At 38.3% G+C, this 22,828-nt stretch carries 22 protein-coding genes; 8 read left to right on the forward strand and 14 right to left on the reverse strand.

The features are described from left to right. Positions 1 to 452: 452 nt before the first annotated feature. Together ACSHXM_RS03775 and ACSHXM_RS03780 are read left to right on the forward strand one after the other, a co-directional pair. Positions 453 to 1,115 (forward strand): hypothetical protein, encoded by a 663-nt coding sequence (locus ACSHXM_RS03775; RefSeq protein WP_435687394.1) that lies wholly within the window; start codon positions 453 to 455, stop codon positions 1,113 to 1,115. Between the two features lie 130 nt (positions 1,116 to 1,245). Continuing rightward, on the forward strand, positions 1,246 to 1,719 hold the full coding sequence (locus ACSHXM_RS03780) for a DUF2059 domain-containing protein (protein ID WP_435687395.1): 474 nt from the start codon (positions 1,246 to 1,248) through the stop codon (positions 1,717 to 1,719). A 119-nt stretch (positions 1,720 to 1,838) separates the two neighbouring features. Here ACSHXM_RS03780 and ACSHXM_RS03785 read toward each other — a convergent pair whose 3' ends face one another. The 8 genes from ACSHXM_RS03785 to ACSHXM_RS03820 all read right to left on the reverse strand — a co-directional run bounded on the left by ACSHXM_RS03785 (position 1,839) and on the right by ACSHXM_RS03820 (position 14,405). Next, on the reverse strand, positions 1,839 to 2,684 hold the full coding sequence (locus ACSHXM_RS03785; protein WP_435687396.1) for an alpha/beta hydrolase: 846 nt from the start codon (positions 2,682 to 2,684) through the stop codon (positions 1,839 to 1,841). A gap of 76 nt (positions 2,685 to 2,760) precedes the next feature. After that, positions 2,761 to 4,710, reverse strand: a complete 1,950-nt coding sequence (locus ACSHXM_RS03790; protein WP_435687397.1) for a TonB-dependent receptor plug domain-containing protein — start codon at positions 4,708 to 4,710, stop codon at positions 2,761 to 2,763. Positions 4,711 to 4,945: 235 nt separating this feature from the next. After that, positions 4,946 to 7,663 (reverse strand): GH116 family glycosyl-hydrolase, encoded by a 2,718-nt coding sequence (locus ACSHXM_RS03795; RefSeq protein ID WP_435687398.1) that lies wholly within the window; start codon positions 7,661 to 7,663, stop codon positions 4,946 to 4,948. 278 nt (positions 7,664 to 7,941) lie between these two features. Next, positions 7,942 to 8,613, reverse strand: coding sequence for a GDSL-type esterase/lipase family protein (locus tag ACSHXM_RS03800; RefSeq protein WP_435687399.1), 672 nt, complete (start codon positions 8,611 to 8,613; stop codon positions 7,942 to 7,944). Between the two features lie 11 nt (positions 8,614 to 8,624). Further along, positions 8,625 to 10,319, reverse strand: coding sequence for a DUF885 domain-containing protein (locus tag ACSHXM_RS03805; protein WP_435687448.1), 1,695 nt, complete (start codon positions 10,317 to 10,319; stop codon positions 8,625 to 8,627). Between the two features lie 62 nt (positions 10,320 to 10,381). Next, on the reverse strand, positions 10,382 to 11,728 hold the full coding sequence (locus ACSHXM_RS03810; RefSeq protein WP_435687400.1) for a M24 family metallopeptidase: 1,347 nt from the start codon (positions 11,726 to 11,728) through the stop codon (positions 10,382 to 10,384). A gap of 151 nt (positions 11,729 to 11,879) precedes the next feature. Then, a complete protein-coding gene (locus ACSHXM_RS03815) occupies positions 11,880 to 12,800 on the reverse strand; it encodes a helix-turn-helix domain-containing protein (protein ID WP_435687401.1) in 921 nt (306 codons plus the stop codon). A gap of 60 nt (positions 12,801 to 12,860) precedes the next feature. Next, on the reverse strand, positions 12,861 to 14,405 hold the full coding sequence (locus ACSHXM_RS03820) for a methyl-accepting chemotaxis protein (protein WP_435687402.1): 1,545 nt from the start codon (positions 14,403 to 14,405) through the stop codon (positions 12,861 to 12,863). 258 nt (positions 14,406 to 14,663) lie between these two features. On the opposite strand from ACSHXM_RS03820, the gene ACSHXM_RS03825 reads away from it, so the two are divergent. Next, on the forward strand, positions 14,664 to 14,969 hold the full coding sequence (locus ACSHXM_RS03825; RefSeq protein ID WP_435687403.1) for a hypothetical protein: 306 nt from the start codon (positions 14,664 to 14,666) through the stop codon (positions 14,967 to 14,969). 68 nt (positions 14,970 to 15,037) lie between these two features. Here the strand turns inward: ACSHXM_RS03825 and ACSHXM_RS03830 are convergent, their stop codons facing one another. Then, positions 15,038 to 15,481 carry a GNAT family N-acetyltransferase gene (locus ACSHXM_RS03830; protein WP_435687404.1) on the reverse strand — a complete coding sequence of 148 codons (444 nt, stop codon included), beginning with the start codon at positions 15,479 to 15,481 and terminating at the stop codon, positions 15,038 to 15,040. A gap of 26 nt (positions 15,482 to 15,507) precedes the next feature. Beyond that, a complete protein-coding gene (locus tag ACSHXM_RS03835) occupies positions 15,508 to 15,651 on the reverse strand; it encodes a hypothetical protein (protein ID WP_435687405.1) in 144 nt (47 codons plus the stop codon). Positions 15,652 to 15,744: 93 nt separating this feature from the next. Between ACSHXM_RS03835 and ACSHXM_RS03840 the strand changes: the two genes are divergently transcribed. The 3 genes from ACSHXM_RS03840 to ACSHXM_RS03850 all read left to right on the forward strand — a co-directional run bounded on the left by ACSHXM_RS03840 (position 15,745) and on the right by ACSHXM_RS03850 (position 18,488). Beyond that, positions 15,745 to 16,644 (forward strand): LysR substrate-binding domain-containing protein, encoded by a 900-nt coding sequence (locus ACSHXM_RS03840; RefSeq protein WP_435687406.1) that lies wholly within the window; start codon positions 15,745 to 15,747, stop codon positions 16,642 to 16,644. 139 nt (positions 16,645 to 16,783) lie between these two features. Continuing rightward, a complete protein-coding gene (locus ACSHXM_RS03845; RefSeq protein ID WP_435687407.1) occupies positions 16,784 to 17,488 on the forward strand; it encodes a substrate-binding periplasmic protein in 705 nt (234 codons plus the stop codon). A 211-nt stretch (positions 17,489 to 17,699) separates the two neighbouring features. Continuing rightward, positions 17,700 to 18,488 (forward strand): substrate-binding periplasmic protein, encoded by a 789-nt coding sequence (locus ACSHXM_RS03850; RefSeq protein ID WP_435687408.1) that lies wholly within the window; start codon positions 17,700 to 17,702, stop codon positions 18,486 to 18,488. Between the two features lie 9 nt (positions 18,489 to 18,497). Here ACSHXM_RS03850 and ACSHXM_RS03855 read toward each other — a convergent pair whose 3' ends face one another. Together ACSHXM_RS03855 and soxR are read right to left on the reverse strand one after the other, a co-directional pair. After that, positions 18,498 to 18,977 (reverse strand): YcxB family protein, encoded by a 480-nt coding sequence (locus tag ACSHXM_RS03855; protein WP_435687409.1) that lies wholly within the window; start codon positions 18,975 to 18,977, stop codon positions 18,498 to 18,500. A 154-nt stretch (positions 18,978 to 19,131) separates the two neighbouring features. Continuing rightward, entirely contained in the window at positions 19,132 to 19,578 is a 447-nt protein-coding gene (gene soxR, locus ACSHXM_RS03860; RefSeq protein WP_435687410.1) for a redox-sensitive transcriptional activator SoxR, read from the reverse strand. Between the two features lie 103 nt (positions 19,579 to 19,681). Between soxR and ACSHXM_RS03865 the strand changes: the two genes are divergently transcribed. Both ACSHXM_RS03865 and ACSHXM_RS03870 read left to right on the forward strand, forming a co-directional pair. Beyond that, entirely contained in the window at positions 19,682 to 20,098 is a 417-nt protein-coding gene (locus ACSHXM_RS03865) for a VOC family protein (RefSeq protein WP_435687411.1), read from the forward strand. Beyond that, positions 20,091 to 20,603: a flavodoxin family protein gene (locus ACSHXM_RS03870; protein ID WP_435687412.1), complete on the forward strand. Its 513-nt coding sequence runs from the start codon at positions 20,091 to 20,093 to the stop codon at positions 20,601 to 20,603. The genes ACSHXM_RS03865 and ACSHXM_RS03870 overlap by 8 nt, the downstream gene beginning before the upstream one ends. Positions 20,604 to 20,720: 117 nt before the next feature. Here ACSHXM_RS03870 and ACSHXM_RS03875 read toward each other — a convergent pair whose 3' ends face one another. Continuing rightward, positions 20,721 to 21,404 (reverse strand): polysaccharide deacetylase family protein, encoded by a 684-nt coding sequence (locus tag ACSHXM_RS03875; RefSeq protein WP_435687413.1) that lies wholly within the window; start codon positions 21,402 to 21,404, stop codon positions 20,721 to 20,723. A 57-nt stretch (positions 21,405 to 21,461) separates the two neighbouring features. After that, on the reverse strand, positions 21,462 to 22,667 hold the full coding sequence (locus tag ACSHXM_RS03880; RefSeq protein WP_435687414.1) for a DUF418 domain-containing protein: 1,206 nt from the start codon (positions 22,665 to 22,667) through the stop codon (positions 21,462 to 21,464). Between the last annotated feature and the right edge of the window lie 161 nt (positions 22,668 to 22,828).

Raw genomic sequence — 22,828 nt, forward strand, 5'->3', positions numbered from 1 at the left:
AATCAATAAAGTCCACTTGTCACCAATAATATCTAACGCATTGGCTATTGGGCAGGGGGAGCGCATTTTTTCTGATACTAATAAATGATTAGGCATAGTGTTTAATCCTGTTTGTTACATAACCTGAATTCGGGATAAGCCGAGCCTCTCGATAACGCTCTTTTTTTGCCTAGCGGCGTTGGATTGTCTAGCAATAACACGTTATTACGTACGAAAATTCGCCTTGCTATACACGAAAATTTTCGTCATCGAGTCATCCTAACCCCAACCATAACTAGAGTAATATTTTTAAGCGATTGAATTCTTTTTAAAACTCAATTTAAAACGACACTCATTATCCCGAGTTCAGGTTACATAGTAATCTAAAAATATAGTGACTTGCAATTTTAAAGTTACTTATTTATAGTGACTTTAAATTTTAAAGTCACTATAAGAAAAAGGATATATTTTCTATGAACGAACCGATTTTCACTTTCTCCCTGATTATTTTAGAAGTCATATTTTCAGGCATATTGTTAACAACACTTTTAAGGGCAGGGTTAAGTAAAGCCATAGCGAGGGTCTGCGCTTTTATATTTGCCCTTTGGTTAATCGCAATCTATTTAGTCCTGAGCCGTGAAGGTTTCTCTGTAATGGGAGTGCAACAAGTCAGTTTTACTCTGGCGATTGTTATCCCTGTAGCCTTGGGGTATGTCGTATCCGTTAACAATCAAAGCTTACGTCAGGCAATAAGTCGTTTTTCCATAAATGAGTTTTTATTTTTACAGTATTGGCGCTCTGTATTTGGTGTGATGTTCTTTTTTACCGCTGAACTACCTATGTGGTTTAAATACCTTGGTGGTATAGGTGATATCGCTGCGGGCATCGGTGCTTTCTTGGCCCACCAAGCATTGCGTAAAGGAAAAATAAATGAACGCCAAGCGATTATTCGCGGTAATGCCGCTGGGATATTAGATTTTATCCTGGTATTGGGTTTTGGCGCGGGAGTGGTGCTCCAACATCAATCTGCAGATATTATGTTTAACCTTATCCCGTTATATGTGGTCCCTTTGTTTATACTACTGCATATTTTTTCATTGCAGCGTTTGGCCGTTTTGCCAAGCTCTAGGTATTGATGTTTTAGTGGTTGGGGAAACCTAAAAGTAGAAAAATTTAAAAAATAGGTGGATTTTGTGACTGCGGCGCATTATTTTACCTAACAAATTTATTGCCTACGATCGGGCGTTTTACACTTAAGGATATAAAGTGAAGAAAGTTTTATTAGTACCATTAATGTTTTTTACATTGTCAGCGCCAACTTTGGCTAATGAATCGCCAATTGATAAATTGTTTAAAGTGATGTCGATGGAAAAACAAATGGAAGGTGGTTTTGAGGCTATGTTGCCTATGATAGAGCAGATGACCGCAAAACTTAAATTGGATGGTGCTGCTAAGGAAGAGTTGAAGGGGATTTTTCGGGCTTGGTTTACTGAAGATCTAGATCGCTCAAAGATTACCAATGAAATTAAAAAACATTATTCAGAGTCTTTTAGTGACGAGGAAATTACTGAAATTACCAAGTTTTATCAAACACCTGTAGGTCAAAAGTTTCTAGAAAAATCGACTCAGCTAATGAAACTAGGTGCACAAATAGGCATGCAAGAAGCGCAAGCTAAACAAGCTCAACTTATGCAAAGACTTTCACCATTCATGATGAAACATGGTGTTAATAAGCCATAAAAAAATGGGTTAATTTAAATGACGTAAACCTATTGAACAGAGCCCATATTTTTTATGGGCTTTTTTTGGGGGGAATAGTTTATTAATCCAGAGTTACGTGTATTCAGAGGTAAGCGCGTTTATTCTATTTTAGAGCTGAGTCGCTTTACTTCATTTAACAATAAAGGCACTGCTGGCTGAATAATGCCGTGGCCATAACCATCAAGCTCCATAATTCTAGTATCTTTGTGGCCATCTACTCGCATCATACGCATCATGTAAGCATTTTCTTCGTACCTGCCAAGTAATTCTAATTCTCTATCACCTGTAATCAACAAAAGGGGAGGGGCATCTTTACGCACATGATATAGCGGCGCCAAGTTGTCAACGACGGCTTGTGTACCTTCGATACCACGTTCTTTGCGCACGGTAAAATGAGTAATGGTGTGGCCACTAAAAGGTATTAATCCAGCTAATTGATTGGCGTCTATCTGATGGGCAGCTAAATAAGATTTGTCTAAACCCACCATGCTAGCCAAATAACCGCCTGCAGAGTGGCCAGACAGAAATATTTTGTTTTTGTCTCCCCCATAACTTTCAATATTCTGAAACACCCAGGCGACTGCCGCAGCTGAATCCTGTATATAAACAGGTGCTTTAACTTTAGGATATAAGCGATAATTCACCGAGATAATGGCGATGTCTTGTTCTAATAACCCTTTAGGGAAATGTTTTCCACCACCGGTTAAGCCACCACCATGAAACCAGACGACAGTAGCAAAACTTTGAGTATTTTTAGGGTAATAAATATCTAACTTACAACGACTTTTTAAGTATTCGTTACTTCGAGTTGTAGCTTCATCGTAATAAGCAATATCACTTTGGGTGACATATTGTTTGTCATTTGCTTGCGCTAAACCGGTGATTAAAAATACCAATATAAATAGTGGTAACTTAAGGTGCCAAATCGATTGTTCACAACGCATAATTCTTCCGTTTAACTAAAGTGCAACAAGCCTTAATATAACGTAGAGAAATAAACTTTGCTTGGGGTTAGAGAGGTTAAAATTTTCTTTGGTAAGTTAGATTTATATTTCGCCCTCTATCTACTACTCCGCCTATTATGTCTGCCCTAGATGCAGTCCCATAATAGGTTTGATCAAATACATTCGATACACCTACTTTGACATTGGATTTTTGCGTTAGGCTCCACTGGGCATGTATTTCAAAACAGGTGCGTGGCTTAAGCACAGAATAAGAAATGATAGAGGCATCTGCGTCTAATTTTTTTGATTGATGATGCGCCAATAACGAATACGCTACATTGTCTGCACTATAACTGAGTATTATGTTGGCGGCTGTTTTTGAGTCCGTATAAAACTCCTCATCGTAATCCGCTAGCGTCATTAGGTTAAACTTAACTTGCCATTGTTCATTAAAAGTATGGGCTAATTCTAGCTCTACACCCGTTGAGCTTCCTGTTCCATCGTTAGTAAATTGAATAGGTGTGGTTTGTAGTTGACGAACTCCGTCGTCTACTTCGTTATAAAACACGTCGATAGAAAATAGAGTGTTATTGGCACTGTATTGCCAGATAAGGTCGAAGGTAGAGAATATTTCAGGTTGAAGATTAGGGTTAGCTGTAAATGCATTACTATTCATTACGCCTGTTTCTAAGCGGTTGGGAGCTCTAAAGGAGTTTCCATATAACACTTTGACAACCTGTTGTGGGTTTACTTGCCAATTTATTCCGATCCTTGGACTGAAATGAGTACCAAAATCATTATAGTTGTCTTGTCTTACGCCCAATATATATTCAATGTTTTCAAACAAGGTATTCTGATATTGAAAAAATACCCCTTTAACTTTTCGTCCCGTTGTTAATGCTTGAGGTAAATATAAATTCAGCGCCCCACTAGTATTTGCATCTGTATTAGTTAGCTTTGGTTGCCGGTATTCTATCCCAATTAAAATGTTCTCTTGTGTCGACACTGAATAACTAGCACTTATTTCAAACCCTTGATCTTGTTCAAGTACTTGCCCTGTAATATAGGTTTCAATAGGCGTTGGAGCAATTTTACCTGTGACTTCATATTTGTGTTTTGACATAAATAACTGAGTTTTTATTTTCCAGTGATCAAACATAACGGTTTGGTGTTTTAATCTAATAAACTCTTGAGTCATGGATAGATAATTATTGGGGTTTGATACAAATCCCACCGCATAAAATTGTTCACTTTGGTTTTTTTGGTGACTAATGTTCAGTTCAATATTTTTCCAGCTGCCTTTAATGTAGAAAAGGTTAGACTGAAAAGGATCTCTGGTATCTTCTAACTGAGTGGTAAAGGGATCGTAAATTTTTACTTCTTCGCCATGATATGTATCGACCGAGGCGAAAGCTGAAATATAACCTTCTTCTAATAAGTGGTTGAATTGTCCATTTATCCTGGCACCACCGTGTTGACTAATAGAAACACTCGTTTCGTTTTGTATGGCTGTAACTATGTTTATGACCCCAGCATAAGCATTTGAACCATACAAAGCAGAGCCTGCTCCTTTAATCACTTCAACACGTTCGACGTGATTTAGAGGAAACTTAGCAAGTAAATGTGTTGCCCCTCCTGTCCAGTCATCATTTAAGCGTTGGCCATCGACTAGTACCAGAATTTCTCTAGCGGAACTGTTCGCTTTTAAACTGCGACTAGAAATAGTTTGACCAAAAGAGCTGACATCAGAACGCTGAACTTGGTAACCCGAAACATAATTAAGTAACGAGCTTAGATCGGAGAATCCATATAAATTAATTTGCTTTTTGGTAATGACAGTAACAGCAGCGGGTACTTTTTGTAGTGTTGAACGTTGTAAGGTAGCCCCTGTAATTTCGACCGATAATAATTCAGCTAAAGAAAGATCAAACAAGCTCATTTGAGCAGGAATGTTTGATGCAAGCGCAGAATTCATGCAAATAAAAAAAGTGACACCAAACAGTTTATGTTGAAAAGAGTTCTTCATAAAAAATACAATTTGCTTGTTATAAGCAAAGTGTAGACTATTTTTCTGACTGATGATTCTTATCAATATTTCTCTTTTTAACCACACAAAAAGAAGAGGTAATAAACGTCAAGACTAGTGCCTCTGCCAACCAAGGGTATTGACTCACTAGAATTATTACGTGGGCTAAATTGATATGGTGTAAAGCTCATAGTATGAATAAAGCCACTGAGGCTTTATTCATACAAAGTGTCTATTAAGACCCCGCTTTTAAGGTGATAGTGATTGCATCGTTAGCTGACAATGTCACTTTTTCCTTTAGATTGATGGTGACTTTATTGCTAGATTGCTCAATCTGGTAGTCAAGTTCTTGACCATTGAAACTGAACGATGAAGTTTCAAGCTTTGCTGGAAATTCAAAGGCAAGTTGCTTAAGTGTTAAAGAACCATACTTCAATTCAATAGTTTCAATCTGCTGATTGGTTGTTTGAATTTGAGCAAAGCTGCCCCAACCTTGGGCCACAGTAAAGGCTGATTTAAAATTATCTTTGGTGATTTTAGGTGCAAAGGCTAAGTAGCCTTTCGGGCCATGATATTCATAACCACTCACCGCGGTAAAATGTCCGTAACTGGCCATCGAGCGGGCATAATGCCCTCCCCATTCAACTTCACACCAAGGATTACGTTTTTCACCATGATAGCGGTCATTATGCATATACCAAATATGGGCCAATGATTGATATGGCATGTCGTGCCACATCATAAGCGATGTGGCCGCGTACTCGTAACCGTTCTGACTTTCATTATTGTAGGCGGCAAAACGTTGGTTACCTTTGCCTAATACATCTTGTCCTCCGTTTGGCCAAGTGCAGGCTAACATACCACCTTCTCCGGGCATGGCATACCAACGGCCAGCGGTAAACTTCTCTCTAAATGGGCCCACGTCAGTAGTGAAGTTATAGCGCCACATAGATTCAAGTGCCGTTTTTACTTTATTCGAATCTAATATCTCTCCTAACCCAACATGATAAGCCCAGCTTTGCCCTAATAATTGGCTGTATTCCAAGCCACTATAAGTGCCTGGTGATTCAGGATGTTCAGGATCTGCTTCATGAATAAAGTACTCTCCATTGAACAAGTTATTTTCAATATAATCACGGCCTTTATTGGCTAATGTCAAACAAAACTCTGCGTATTCATGATCGCCCACTTCTTTGGCCATTTCAGCTGTTGCCCGCAAAGCGGCGGTATAATGCAAACTAAGCCAGGTGACTTTTCCGTACCAGATACCGTCTAAGGTATTATGTTGCGGCCCGGTCAATATGCCATCATGGTCTGCATCATTATGGGCGGTTAAGCCTTGCATGGCTTTTTTAACACCAGGGTAAACACGCTGTAAAAAGGCATCGTTTTTTGACATTTGATGTGACATAAAGGTCCGTAAAATTACACCTGCCTGGCCATCAACAGCCTCTTCAAGTTTATCGGCTAACCAACGATAGCGGATCATGCCGTTGTCATTTAACGACCCACCTTTTGATACGGGGACATAATCTACTTGTTCCCGAAGACTTTTCTCTAAGCGCGGAAACAAGCGACCCATTGCTTTGGCATAACCCCAAACATGAGTAACCGTGCCCGACCCCTGATTATTCCCCTCAGTGCCATAAAATAAAAAGTCATCAATGATAGTAGAGGTAGTACTGGCTAATATAGATGCGTTTAAAAATGTTCTGTCTAAAAACCAATAGGGTAAAGTGGAGTCATACCAAGTATCACGCCATTGTCGTGTTTGGCTGCTCAGTTGAGCGTAATTTTTTAGAATATGATCGGCTACATCGGCCGAATCTTTATACATACGGGCGTAAGTGTTTTCGCTTTTCTTCATCAACACTTTTTTATCGGCCATATTGTATGGCAGGAGATGTACTTTGTGAGTGTTTTTAAAATGCCAAGATAAAATAAAGCTGGCCGTTTTCTGCTCACCGGGCTGTATAGTAAATGCTTGTGACAAGGTACTGGTCAATTGTGTTTTAGTCTGTAAATCAACTTCTTGGTAGGCTTTATCAACAGAGACTTCTCCTCCAAAAGCCGTTAGAGACAATGTACCGTAGTCTAATAAGTCTTTGATTTGGGTTTGACCTTGACTAAGTTCAGCACTGTAAGTAATACGAGCGGCTTCGTTATTGATTATCTCGGCTTGGTTTTTAAGCTTACCGGCTATGTTTAACTTGTTAGAGCTTAAACGTGATTGATGTAAAATCGTGTTTTCTAACCAGCCATTCAGTTCAACTTCAATCGGTTTATCCGAAGTGTTACTTAACGTGTAGTTAAGTACGGTAGCTGGATACATTGATTTTTCTAATGCGAGTGGCACAAACGGCGAAAAAGCTTCTAAATCAATATCAACAGGTAAATCCTGAGCGCGATAACTAACTTCGCCAATAGGGTATTGGCCTAAAAAGGTAATGTCATCAAAACCATCACGATTCAGTGTTTTTTCAACCCACTCCCCATTTTGTTTAACGCGCACAGCAAAGCCTTGTTCGGGTGTATAAACGCCTTTTTGATTAGCGTCACTTCGATTATAAGGAAACTCATAAGCCTCTTCTCCTTTGTGGGAGCCGTGATAATAGTTAAGCCCGAAAATATCCCAAAACCAAAGTTGTCCATCGCCCCCGAGATACAATTGACCTGCACCTATACCACCGATAGGCATGCCAATGTATTCAAAATTTGATGAGTTTTGTTTGTTATATGTGAGTGGCTCCCCCCGTTTGGTTAACACCTGAGGAAAAGAAGCCGGGAAATTTTTAACGGTTTCGGTTTTTCCATTAGGATCTAAGGTTAACTGCGTCATAATTTGGTCGTTAGTTTGTGCCGGTATCAAAAGGTTTGTGTCTTTTTTTTGGCAAGCACTTACCCCCAGTAAAATGACTAAACCTCCAAAGAGGTGAGATACATTGGTGCGCATCTTTGTTAATCCTTATTATATTTTCGTATAGTATTAATACAGGTGAGCTTATTGTTTACCAAAGAAATATCACTCACAAATTTAATTTGTAATGATGTGTCGCAATTTAACAAAGCACCATAACCCACAGGTAAGTCATGGCGGTTTTCGTTATTTTAAGTATGTGTTTGAGGAATAGGGGAGATCATGAAAAAGGTTGTATTTTTAAGTGGAACATATTCAAGCGCTAGATCATTGTACAGCGTTTTAATGACGTAAATATTAGTTGATATAACTATTTACCCCAGTAATTTCGTGATGGCTTCATCCATGGCGTTTGCCCAAACCCAATATTGCTCACTGGTTAAATGGAGATAATCGGGCATGACTGTATCTAGTACCATGCCATCTTCAGTTAAAAACTCTTGGCCTATATCTAACCAAAATATTCGTTGTTCATCGGCAAAGGTTTGGGTCATGGCGTTGGCTGCATTGACACGTTTACGCATGGGGGCGTGAAGGCTTTTGCTGCGAGGGAAGGTGGCTAATAACAATATTTTACTAGTAGGCAGTCGTTGTTCTAGTTCTTGCAAAATAGCTTTTACACCAGCGGAGGTGTCTTCAGGCTCTTCTACTCGGTGACCCGCATTGTTGGTTCCGATTAAAAGCACTATGAGTTTAGGCTTTAAATCGTCTATTTCGCCGTTTTGAATACGCCATAACAGGTGCTCTGTTCGATCCCCAGAATAACCTAAATTAAAGGGTTTTTTATCTGCATAGTATTGTAGCCAAGCGTCTTTGCCTGTGTCTTCCCACGAGTGGGTGATGGAGTCACCTAAAAATAATAAATCTACATCATTATTTAAGGTTTGTTTTTCAGTTAACTTTTGCTGGTGGCGTGTTTGCCACCAGTCTTCATTACGCTCTACAGGTGTTGTCGATAAAAGCTGTTTTGCTGGTGTTTCTGTCATTTTTATTGATTCTATCTTTGAGTGTTGATCCAGTCGTTTACGACATCTTCGAGAACCGCCATAGGTAACGAACCTTGACCAATAACTGTGTCATGAAACGCACGGATATCAAACTTGTTACCAAGTTGCTCTTCTGCTTTTTGTCTTAATTGACGTACTTTTATTTCGCCCATTTTATAAGACAAAGCTTGGCCTGGCCAAGAGATGTATCGATCGATTTGGTCTTGTACAGACTTTTCAGTTAAAGCGGTATGCTCTGCCAAATAGTCAATGGCCCGTTGACGACTCCAACCAAAGGCGTGAATGCCAGTATCCACTACTAAGCGCACTGCACGCCACATTTCAAACCCTAAACGGCCAAAATCGCTATAAGGATCTTGATAAAAACCTGCTTCTTTACCTAGTCGTTCACTGTACAAAGCCCAGCCTTCTCCGAATGCAGAATGACTTAATGTACGACGAAATTCAGGTACATCTAATTCCATGGCAATGGCATTTTGTAGATGATGGCCGGGTACTGCTTCATGTAAGCTCAGTGCTTCTAAGTTGTATAAAGGTTGCTGTGACGGAACCGAGGTTAAAAAATAAGTACCTGGTGTACGGTTATCTGGTGGCGGCATATAAAACGCACCGCGAGTCGCAGAACCTTTAATGGTAAAAGTATTACGGGGTAAATGATTAAAGTAAGTTGGAAGTTTGCCGTACATCTTTTGAGTGATGAAAGCGGTTTTTTCTAATACGTCTTGTTTATCTTGCGCATAAAACTGCGGGTCGGTGGCTAAAAATTGTAAAAAGTCGGCATAACTGCCAGTAAACCCTACTTGGTCAATGATGGCTTGCATTTCTTGTTTAATGCGTTTGACTTCACTTAAACCTAAATCATGAATTTGTTTTGGCGTTGCATCGGTTGTGGTGTAGTAATTGGCGGTGTAGGTGTAATAATCTAGGCCGCCTTTTACGCTACTAATCCCCGGTTCTTTGCGACAATTAGGCATATATTCTTGAGTGAAAAAGTCGTAAAGGTTTTGGTAGGCAGGCACAATACTTTTGCTAATCAAGCTTTTAGCTTTTTGGGTGTAATTTTGTTTTTGCTGTTGACTAAATTGAGCTGGGAAACGAGTAAAAGGTTCAAAAATTGCGCTGTCTTCAGCCTGTTTCACTATGTGTTTTTGCATGGTGAGGTGATAGTGACTAAAACTCTCACAAGCATGCACATAACCCTCTTTTAACCCTGCCTTCATTAGGTCTATTTTTTCTTGGTTAAACCTAGGGTAGTCGGCCAAACTGATTAAAAACTTGTCGTAATCTTGGGTCGTTAAAAAAGCCATGTTTGCAGGGGCTTCAGCAAAATACGTATGCCAACCACTTAAAAAGTTAACCGGGAAATACTTATCTTGAAATAGATGACTTTGTTGTTCAGTCTCTCGTTCGTATTTAAACAAACGGAAATTCATTAACTGTTGTTTATTCAGTTTATTTGGGTTGATATTCTCAAGTTTTTCTAACACTCGGTTATTGTACATTTGTCTGCGTTTAATGGCATCTAAGGTAAATTCCGCTAGTTTTCCGTCCGGTTTCCAGCCATCAGGATCGGTTCGAAAAAAAACTTTTTCAGCGGTTGCATGCTGCCAATGTTGGTCGATAATATTTTTGAGGTCGGCGTTTTCATCAGCCATTAAAGAAAATGAAAGGCTAGCGGCTGTCATCGTTACAGCCAATAAAATTAGTTTGCGCATAAGGATTCTCTTTTAATAGGTGGCCAACAGGCCTAACTCTCTAAGCTTACCAATTTACCAATAGGAGATGCTAGAGATTCTGGAGGATGGGTGAACCATTTCACGCCTGTTTTGTGCATGTAAACACAGTCTTCTAAGCGCACGCCAAACTCTTCGGGTAAATAAATACCGGGCTCATTTGAAAAACACATGCCAGGTTTTAGTGTTTCAAGTTCTCCACGAACAAAGTTAACAGGTTCATGACCTTGCATGCCTATTCCATGTCCAGTGCGGTGGGATAAACCAGGTAATTTGTAATCAGGTCCAAACCCTTGTGTTTGGTAATATTTACGCACTGCATCATCTACTTTACCAGCGGGTTGTCCCAGTTCGGCTGCTTCAAAAGCAACATTTTGACCTTCTCGCACAATGTCCCATATTTTTTGTTGTTTTTTAGTGGGCTCACCAAATACAAAAGTACGACTAATGTCTGACTGATATCCAAGCACACTGCAACCACAGTCCATTAAAATGGTTGAGCCTTCACGTAATTCTTGTTTTTGTTTGGTGCCATGGGGATAAGCACTTGCTTCGTTTAACAACACCATATTCCATGCGCCGCTGCCTCCTAGTTGTTTTTGTGCATGAGACATTTTGGCTTTAATTAATCTTTGGTCTAATCCTGTGGTGCGATGCGGGGCAAGGTAATTCATCCGATTTTGCAGGTGAGACCAGACATATTCGTAGGCTTTTAAAGTGATTTCGTTGGCTTTGTGCATGAGTTGTAACTCATGCTGACTTTTGAACATGCGACAACCACGGGTAATAGGATCGGCACTGATATCTTGCATGCCAGGTAATAAAGTCATAACACCTTGTTGCACAAAATAACGAACAGAACTCTCAAAGGCCACATAACCTTTGGCCGTATTGATTTTACGATCGGCTAAAACTTGTTTGACTCTAACAAAAGGACTTTCGTGCTCTTGCCATACTCTTACATCGTTACCTACGGCTAAGGTTTCGCGAATACTTGGTTCTTCAAAGAAGGGACATACAACTGCAATCTCGCCTTGTTGTGGAATAATTACCGCAGTTAGACGTTCGCTGAGCCACCATTGGATACCAGTGAAATAATCCATACTTGCACCGGGCTCTAGGACCATGGCGGCAATATTATGTCGTTGCATTAAGTTTTGCGCTTTTAATATTCTGCTTTTTCGTTCTTCAATTGATATCGGTTTAATATCTTTGGTGATAGTGGTTAGTCTTTTTTCACGTTCTTCAACCAAAGGTTTCAGTTGATCAACTACAGAATTAGACTGGCTGGCCGCTGTGAATGGCAGGCTGGCTAACATGGCTGCACTGGCTTTTAAAAATGTCCTTTTACTATTGCTCATCAATTAAACCATTTATCAGTATTTGAAAAATTGACTATACAATAATATGTACTTCAACAACTTAGATAATAGTTATAGAAAATTAGGCTTTTATAACCTTAATTATTAAAGGATAAAAAGTTACCTACCGGTTATGCTATTTGTTCTGGGGTTAATTGATGGTGTCTTTTGGATACTCGCCAAATAAAGTAAAATAATCTTGAGAGAATCTTCCTGCATTTACAATGCCGTAGGTGTCTAATAACGGGCCTATTTTATGTGTTCCTTTTTGTAATAGAGCTTTACGTATTTGATGAAGTCGGTAAACCGTAATACAGCGTTTAGGACTAATACCAAGTAAGTTTTTGAAAGTATATTCAAGAGTTCGAACACTGCAAAAACTAGCGACACAAAGCTCCGCAATGGTGATTGGGTGTGGAGTGTGTTGTTCAATATATTCAAGTGAACGCAGTAGAATATTTTGACGAGTTGAAAACGCTCTTTCTTTGAATGATTCTAATTCAGTGAGTGGTTGAATTAGTTGTGACAATAAAATGCCGACTTGGTCACATACATCTTTACTAACACATGATTTTTTCAACGGAACTGCATGCCTAAATAATGTGGAAATATACGATAACAATTGAGATTTTATCTGAATGGTTTGTGGAAACATGATTTGCTTTAGTGACACTTCTTGGCAAATATCTAGCGTCGAAATCCCAATATATTGATGTAGTAAATTTTTCTCAATGGAGACTGCTATTCCACTATAGTTTTGGTGAGTAAGAGCAGAAATATTTCGTGTGTTATCAGAAACAATGATGTGTTGTTCTAACATATCCAAACCACAAAAGTTCAAGGTGCTTCCTGTGTTCGGGAACATAAAGTAATAGTGGTTATTAGCCATTGTGCCGTGATGATGCACCTCCCCAAATATATCTACATGTACAATAGATAAATTCGCAGTACAAAGCGCTTTACGAAACATATCAAAAGAACCGGTAGTAAGCTGAATCGCTTCCATACTGGCTTCTTTTGTAGCTTCTTTGTAACCTTCAATTGTAGAGATAAACTCTTCTGAATAGTGCATATTTAATCACAATGTAAATAAATTCATAGTTGTGTCATATATTGTTATAGCTGTAGTTCGTTATTTTTGAAATTGTGCGACTAAACTTTGTTGTTCTTTCAGCCTATCCAGTAAGGAGCTACTTAACAATACCGCTTCTCGTCCTTGTTTTTCACTTTCTGTGGACATATTTGAAATCGAAATCACGTTTTGATTAACTTGTTTAGCTACAACGGACTGCTCTTCAATCGCTGCTGATATCTGAATATTAATATCAGCAATAGAAGAAACTTCTTCGGTTATTTGCGTGAGTGAAGCGCCTGTTTTTTCAGCAAGTGTCACACAAGAAGATGACAAATTGTTGCCTTTTTCCATCGCTTTTGTTGCATTATCTGATTCAAATTGAAGCTGGCCGAGTAAGCTGCTTATTTCTTCAGTCGATTGCTGTGACCGAAGGGCGAGTGCTCTCACTTCTTCAGCAACCACCGCAAACCCTCGTCCTTGCTCTCCGGCTCTAGCCGCTTCAATCGCTGCATTTAAAGCCAATAAGTTTGTTTGATCGGCAATGCTACTAATTTCCTCTAAGACAGTTTCAATTGATTTTGTGCCTTGAACCAGCTTATTAATGGCCTTATCGACTTCCTGTAATTGGCAAGACAGCTCGTTAATTGATTCAACGGTAGTACCGACTATCGATTGCCCGTTGATACTAATATCTAACCCTTGTTGTGATGCTTTAGACGCTTTTGTAACTACCTGTGCAATTTCTTGAACTGTTGCCGACATTTGGTTGATTGCCGATGCGACTTGGTTGGTTTCGTCTTTCTGCGCAGATAAAACATTAGCAACGTTTGTTCCGCGCTGGGCTGATTGTTGGGCCGTATCCGTAATGGAAATAGAATCGTCATTCACTCTTCCAACTACTGCTTTGAGTTCAGCATCTCTCATTTTTAACGCTAACAATATATTACCAATATCGTCGTTATTACCAGAATACAGGTAGCTCATCAATGGGTTATTAAAAATGCTTTTAGCCTGATTAACTACAACTTTATAACTTCTTCTCCATGTAAAACAAATATAGGAAGCCGTTAAACCGCTTATAAAAAGTGGGATACTAAGCAGTCGATTATCAGCAAAATATATATTGGCTGCCGAGAGTAAAGTGAACATTATAAATAATGATTGGATCCATAAGGTTTTGTCAGTTCGGAATTTGAGTACTCTCGGGGTAGAGCCTGCTGCTAATTGCGGGTAGATTTCGTTGGCTCTTGCAATAACTCTTCTATCGGGATTCGTGCGCACAGATTGATATTCAACCGTATTTCCCGAATCGTCTTTTATGGGGGTAACAAATGCATTTACCCAATAAAAGTCTCCATTTTTACACCTGTTTTTAACAGGCCCCATCCAAGACTTTCCTGATTGAATATATGACCACAGATCTCTGAATGCGTCCTTAGGCATATCTTCATGGCGTACCATGTTGTGGGGTTTCCCTAACATTTCTTCTTGAGTGAACCCCGCTATTTTACAAAAATTTGTATTAACGTATTTGATCCGGCTTTCAAGATCTGTCGTGGATAATAATATTTCTGAATCTAAAAACGTTTGTTCTTTGTTCATGCTGGCCTGTTGCTTAAGAGTGATAGATAGCGGATCTCATATTACCAATTTTGATATTAAAGCCGAGGGGGCTAGGTAAACTTTGCGTTTTTTGTACAAAGCTGAAATTACTGAATAAATTAATGAAATTTATAGGTTTTTTATTTATATAGAATGATAGGAGTGTACAAAATACGCAAATTGATAATCTGCACCTTTCTAAGCATTAACGCCTTAGTTAACCTCGCTTTAATTTTTCAGCTAAACAGAGGTAAATACGTGGTTAAGAGTGAAGAAACAAATATCGGCACTACAAAATTTACAATCAGTGGCCGTTTTGATTTGAAGAGCGGTTTATTATTTAGGGAAGAATATAAAAAGTTACAAACAACAATGTTTAATTATGTTGTGGATTTATCAAATGTGTCTGAAATAGAAATATACGCTGTATGCACGCTTCTTAAGTTGCAAGAATATACTGAGCAAATAAATGGTAATCTCATTGTGATCCGTCCAGTAAATCAAGAAAGTAATTACTTTCTTGAAGCCTGTGACGTGAATAGAGTGTTAACCCTTATTCATTAAGTTTTAGTTTGTTACTCGGCTTGTTTTTAATTGAAGATTTCTATTTTTACTAAAAGCTGGATCAAAGTTTAACAAGCTTTGAAATAGCTAAAATAGTCTTGCTTTACATAACCTTCTGATTGATAAAGACTTTGTGCTTTTACATTAGATGCAGCTGTTACCAAATTAATCCCTTTAGAGTAGGTGTGTTTAGCATGCATTTTAGCTGCTTGTAACAAAGATTTGGCAATGCCTTGTTGCCTATTCTCGGGTAACACGTACAAATCATTTAAGATCCAACTGTGCTGAGCTGATACCGACGAAAAGCTTGGGTATAGTTGTGTAAAACCCAATAATTGTTGGTTTTTTTTTGCCACAAATATCACAGAGTCTTGTTTATCAAGTCTGGCTTCTATAAACCGTTGAGCTAATTTTTTATCACTAACTTGTTTATAAAACACCCGGTAGTCATCAAACAAATGACTTAATTGTGTGATGTCTTGATGACTTGGCTTACATATGATGACAGACATAAATATCTCCTCTAAAATTATTAGTGTTACTTATGGTTTGATAAACCTTGCGTGTTTAATAACTGGCCAATTTTTTGTAACCAATCTTCAAATTTATTCGCTAAGTTTTGATTGGTTTTTTGCTTAACCTTTGTATTTTCTTTAGGTGAATTTAACGTTAAGGTGTTCATGGTTTATTCCTTTCAATTGGAGTAAACAAATTATTCATGTTATTTGTTGAATAAACGAACGATCAATTTTTGTTATTAATATAAGTTAAACTTATGGATAAAAGATTAAGACATATCGCACTATTACGTTGTTTTGACGCGGCGGCTCGCCATCAAAGTTATAGCCAAGCAGCCCAAGAACTGGCAATTACCCAAGCGGCAGTTAGTCAACAGATACGTAACTTGGAGCAACACCTTGGTGTAAGCTTATTCACTCGACAAGGCAGGGGCATGTTACTGACTAAACATGGGAAAACCTTGGCAGATTCGGTGACAAAAGCGTTTATTCAACTATCAGCAGGGTTTGATCGTATACAAGTTGAACCCGAAGCAGGCACATTAACCGTGACGGCGTCTCCGTCCTTTTGTTCTAGGTGGTTAGTGCCTAGGTTGTGGAAGTTTTCCCAGATCTATCCTGATATTCAAGTACGAGCATTAGCGTCGGCACAATATGAAGATGTACGTCATTCAGATATCGATGTTGCTATTCGCCAAGGAGAAGTGCTGACGAGTGAAGTTCATCAAGAAGTCTTAGTGCGTGACCCCGTGTTTGCCGTGTGTTCACCTAGAGTGCTAGAGGAGCATCAACTTACCACTCCTGCACAAGTTAGTAGTTGTTGGTTGGTTGAAGCTATTGGAGTCGGTCGCTCAGGGTTTAGTTGGAAAGATTGGTTTAAGTTAGCCAAGGTGCCCATGCAAGAAGGAAAAATGAGTTGGATGGAAGTCACCACATGGGAAATGGGGATAAATGCAGTGCTAAGTGGGCATGGCATCTTCTTAACATCAGCCTGTATGGTGCAAGACATTTTAGATTCAGGATCCTTAGTTAAACCCTTTGATATTCAAATAGAACCTGGATTATGTTTTTCGCTACTGTATGACGATGAATCTCCCAGAATAGCAAGAATAAAGGTATTCGCAGAGTGGCTAAGACAGGAACTGCGCCAATCCTGATTCAATAAATAAGCTCTTATTCTTTGTGTTGGGACAGTTATTTATGCTTGTCGATATAAAAAGTAAAACTTCGCATAATTACTTGTTTTGCTTCATAATTACCAATATGTTTTCAAATTTTTTGATAATTAAATTGTTAATGAGAGTACTGTTAGCTTTATTGTTATGTGTAAATGTCTGTTCGGCTAAAGAATACCATTTTGTCTCGATTCAAAATTTAGTTGAACAAGAAGTTGGAAGATTAGTATTACCTCAAATCTATCGCAAATTAGGCATTGATATAACCATCACTCCTTTACCAGGAAAGAGAGCGCAAGCGCACGCAACGTCAGGAAAAAGTGATGGAGAAATTATGCGTATCTATAATTATGGTATTGAAAACCCTACAACGCTCCGTGTACCTACTCCCTATTACAGCCTCGAAACAATGGCCTTTGTTAAGGTTGGTAATGGTGTTCGTATTAGCAATAAAGAAGATCTTAGCCGATTTAGATTGGGGAAGGTCAGGGGAGTAAAACATACTAATTACATTACTCAAGGTTTGGATAATGTGACAGATCATGATTCGACTGAACAGATCATGAGGTTGGTTGATAGGGGCATGTTAGACGTGGCGTTAACCAATACCACTGATGGCTTAATGGCGTTGAAAATGTTAAGCATTAGCACTGTGAAACCTATGGAAAAACCTTTAAGAAAGCTAGCTTTATATCATTACATTCATGAAGATCATAAGGCCTTAATACCTTTACTGGATGCCATGATAAAAGAAATGACGCAAACTGGTGAATTGGCATTAATCACGCGTGCTGTGGAAAAAGAAATACTTCAAATACAGCATTAATACCTCTCAGACAAAGCTTGAATAAAATATGGATTTAACTCGTTAGTTGAAGCATTACTTAAAATGAGCCATTATTTGTAAAGCATGTGCGGATAGATAAGCTTTGAATGCTTAACATTGTCAGCAAAGACACTGTTATGTCTTACTTTGGAAATAGACTCGATTTATTGATAGAGACTAAGTCCTTCAAACTATAGTAATACCGGTCATTATGAAAAAAATAATAATATGTTTGGTTTACCTCATTTCATTATCTGTATCGTCTAATACAGTGATAAGTTCTTCATCAGACTTACAAAAAAATAATAAAGTTATATTAACTGTCGCCGTCGAGGACGAAGGATACTACCCCTATAACTATGAGCTGGATGACAAACGAGTCGGGTTTAGTATTGATGTTCTTAACTATTTTGAGCAGCACACAAATTACGAGTTTGAATTTATAATACTGCCATGGCCGCGAGCTATTCATCTTGTATCTGTTGGCAAGGTCGACCTAATTCTTACCTTATTTAAAACATCTAAGCGAGAAGGTGAATATCATTTTATTGAACCCTCGTATGGAGACGAAGCGAATCAATTATTTTCTTTAGTCGACAAGGAAATAGAGTTTACTGGCCAAATACCGGAGCTTGCATCTTATTCCATTGGGACTGTCAGAGAGTACTCTTATGGAGACAGATTTGATCAAGCTAGTTATCTAACGAAGTTACCCGCATTGACCGAAGCCATATTGTTAAAATTATTATTGGGAAATCGAGTGGATGTAGCGATTTCTAATCCGTTAGCATTTAGTAACGTGATATTAAAACATAATGCGCAAAATCGAATTAAAGCTATAGAGCCTTATGTTGAAATTACCCCAGTTTATATGGCGTTGACTAAACAGAGAAGCGATGCTCAAAAAATTAAGGATACCCTCGGCAGAGTGACTAAAGAGTTAAAGTCGACCAGTTATTACCAAACGTTACTCAAAAAGTACAAAATAAACTTTAGATAAACTCAATGATTATTGGGTTTGTTCGGCATGTTGGTTTACATACTCTTTTGCTTCTTCTGAAAGAATTCGATTAGATAAATAAGATTTGCGTTCTCCTTGATAGAGTAACCAACCTTGTTTGGTTTCTTCGATCTTTGTCAAATCACTCCAATTGATCTTACTTTTTACCGAGTACGAACTCGTACTAACGCCTTGCTCGTCAATATTTAATGTTAAATCAGTATTCGCTGCTTTACTGAGCATTTGTCTTGCTAACCACCAAGGCTTTCGAAAACGTATACTTAGTGCTTCTAATACGCCTAAAGCGATAACAAACCAAGAAACATAGGGATCAAGTGGTGTAAAAAGTAAAAGCAAAGCTCCTACAAAACCTAAACCTACGGAAGTTAGGTAAACTTTTTTTGAATTATTAACAACAATAGACTCATCAAAGGTTTCGCTGAAATGACCTTTATCTAATGTATAAGTAGTTGTGTAATTGAATGACATAGTATTTAAAAACAGTAATTAAAATTAGGTGTGAAGCATTATGTAATTGTAACCACTGGCAGCAAACATTGATAGTTGTTTGCACACGAACATAATAGGAGAGCCTTTGTTTTAATAAACGTCATTTACATTTAATGTTTAACATAGTGGAAGGTTATTTGATGTTTTCGAGAATTACCGGACCACTTCCTTGGGCTGCTAACTCGTCTTCAGGATTGTAAATCGGACAATGTTTGAGAGACAAACAACCACAACCAATACAACCTGTGAGTAGATCCCGTAAGTTGGTTAAATATTGTATTTGCTGATTAAGATCTTGTTGCCATTGATTTGATAAGGTTTGCCAATCTTGCCTATCAGGGGTTCTATTTTTTGGCAAAGTAGCAAAGGCTTGTTTAATTCTGTCTAAACTAACACCCATTTTTTGTGCCGCTTTAATAACAGACACTCGCCTTAATACTTCTGGGTGGTAACGTCTTTGATTTCCGCTATTACGCCAGCTAAAAATGAGCCCTTTTTGTTCGTAAAAATGTAGGGTCGACACTTTCACTCCACACCTTTTTGCTACAAACCCAACTGATAACTCTTTTTCCTTTTGCATTTAATTTCTCCAAACTTTTTTTAATATTAATTAAAAAAGTGCTTTACCTCAACTTAACTTGAGGTTTTAACATGGGCATAGAATTTGATTAAGGAGCAACAAAATGCGTTTAGAACATTTAAATTTAGTGGTATCGGATATGGAAGCAACTTTGGCCTTTTATCAAGCGACTTTTCCCCATTGGAGAGTGCGAGGTGAAGGACAGCAAGACTGGTTTGGCGTGTCGAGACAGTGGGTACATTTTGGCGATGATTACCAATACATAACATTTAATGATAGCGGTACCGGGCAAAATAGAGATTTAAAATCTAATCAGTTGGGCTTGGCTCATTTTGCTTATGTAACTGATGATATTGAAGCCGTTATACAGCGATTAAATGAGGCTGGATTTGAGATAGCTAAGGTTGGTCAAAATACCGAGTTCAGGAAGAATATTTACTTCATTGATCCTAATGGTTTTGAAGTGGAGTTTGTCCAGTACTTGTCTGACTTACCTAAGGAGAGAAATGATTATGAGTAGTGTCATTATATTAGGTAGTAGCCGAGGAGATGGCAATACTGCACAAGCAGCGCAACAACTAGCAGGGTACCTCGAAGCTGAAATAGTCGATTTAAACCGTTATACCATCTTGCCATATGATTATGAATTCGAGAATCGAGGTGACGATTTTTTAGAGTTAATTGACCATTTACTCACCTTCGACAATTTAATTTTTGCCTCACCCATTTATTGGTATGCACCCAGTGCCACCATGAAACTGTTTATTGACCGACTATGTGATTTACTTGAGATTTATAAATCACGGGGCAGGGCATTAGAATTAAAATCAGCGGCTGTTTTATCCACAGGTGCTGCGAGTAAAGTTGACGATTGTTTTGAACAAATTTTTGTTAAGACTTTTGACTATTTTAACATGGCCTACAGAGGTATTTTGTATTGCCAATATGCTGAAGAAAACGGAAATATGAGTCAAAATATCAGTCAACCGAAAGTTGAGCTGTTCGCTCAAGCGCTCAGCATTTGAAAGCAATACTAAAATTGAAACCAAGACTTAACAGTGATGACCAAACACTTTGTATTAACGCCTAGTTGAAAGAGTGTTGGTTCATCTTCTTTTATACCAATATGGTATTACCTCACATTAACTGCTTCGGGCACAATCTTCTGCTGACAACTGCCATTTATGTGTAGGTGCCTGATCGGCAAATTCATATCCTTGAGCGCGCATCATAAGAATAAATTTGTCTGTTGCATCTACTGTTCCTTGTCGGGTGCCAAAATCCTTTTGGCCACTATCGTGGAGTAATACCACCGGGTTGATTTCAGTTTTTGATACGTAAGCTGGTTTATTTAACATATTCTTGATTATTTCTTCTGGAACTTGGGTTTCCCAGTCTTTACCCACCATGTCTACAAACATGCTGTTTTTGCCTATTTTGCACAGATAAGATTGACTCTCCTTAGAAACGTTGAGGTATGGTGCGCGAAACAATATGTCTGTTTGACCTGTAATGCCACGAATGATCTTGTCGGTGCGGGAATAGGATTCTGCTATTTCCTCGTAACTCATGTCAGATGCCCGCCTATGAGCGTAACTGTGATTACCTATAGTATGTCCGGCTTTATAGGCACGTTGCACAATTTCAGGATGTTTTTCGGCATTTTCACCGGTGACAAATATAGTGGCTTTCACCCCATGTTTTTCGAGCACATCTAAAAGGTTGGGGGTGAATTGTGGATCAGGCCCATCGTCGTAGGTGAGATAAATTAGCGGCTTTTCTGGCTTTTGAGCGCATGATGTTAATCCGAGTACGCAGACGAACATTAAGAAAATATATTCTAATTTCATATTTACAGCCTCTTACTTAATTTTGCTATTAACTTAACTTGTAGTAGATATTTTATTTGGAACCCATTTCATATAAGTCAAACTGCGCCAAACCCACTCTAACGGACCATATTTAAAGTGTTTAAGCCAATAATAACTAAATGCAATTTGGAACATCAGTATTCCTATGGCAATACCTAAACATTGGAACATGGAGATTTTTGTTATTAATCCTAATCCCCAGTTGAACAAGATAAAGGTACCAATAATAGATTGGCAGATATAACTCGTTAGCGCTGTTCTACCATAGGCACTTAATAGCTTAAAAAGACTTAAACCATTCAAGCGGTTAAACAATAATACAAAGCCAGAAATGTATAAAAAGGTAATGGAGATTGCTTGTAGATCGAATACGGTTCCAATTAACAGTGATGACCAAGTGTTAAAACTCTGACCGAAGATAATCCAAGCGCCACCGATAAAATAGAAATGCAGTGAGATTGTTAGTATCGAAGCTATGATGGATAGATAAAACGTCTTTAAAATTAAAAGTTTATTTTTTTGTATATCTTCTAACCATCCCATACGGCCAACCAGTATACCTAACAGGAAATAACCTAAAGTTACGTAGGCACGGCCTGGGGTTATGTTAATTTGTCTATCAGTCAGATCAGCTGCTCTACCGAATCCAGCTTTAGCCGTATCCCAAAAATCGCCATTAATTATTGTATCTACATGATGTACATAATCAGCCCAGGTATTCGGATAAAACAGAGAAGCACCTTGGGTGAAATAAAATGGAATAATTCGACCCAGACCTAATAATAGTAAAGTGGCCGTAATAAATAATGTTAGGTTACTTAGCTTCCAAAACGGGAGTAAAAACATACCGACAATGGCATAAATAAATAATATGTCACCCGGGAAAAAAATCGCATTAACCAAACCAAATCCGGCCAGTATGACTAATCTCCATAAAAAACGCAGGCCAAAATTGGCTTCTCTTTCTTCCCCTGATTTCATTTGGATAAAAAAACTTAAACCAAACAAAAATGCAAAAATAGAAAAGAATTTTCCCATTACTAACCAATAGTTAGCTTGGTTTATGATGAAAGAAGAGGTGCTAGGCAATAAATTTGGCATCAGCTCTTGTACTAACGGACCTGCAAGAAAGTAGCCTGTGGTATGTGCAATTAAAATACCTATTAAAGCAAAGCCTCGTAAGGCGTCAACAGCGTGGATCCTAGAATCAATTTTCATAGGTTATTAATATCCCAAGTAAGGAATCTATAGTTCTTACCGTAGATAACAACCACTAAATATCATCAAGGTAAGGTTACCGTGACAAATTATTGGGTTTATATCAACCATTTCTATTATTTAGGTATTAGACCCAAACAAAAAGCCAACTAAAAGGCGTT

This window comes from Paraglaciecola sp. (assembly GCF_051252315.1).
In the GTDB taxonomy this organism is placed as follows: domain Bacteria; phylum Pseudomonadota; class Gammaproteobacteria; order Enterobacterales; family Alteromonadaceae; genus Paraglaciecola.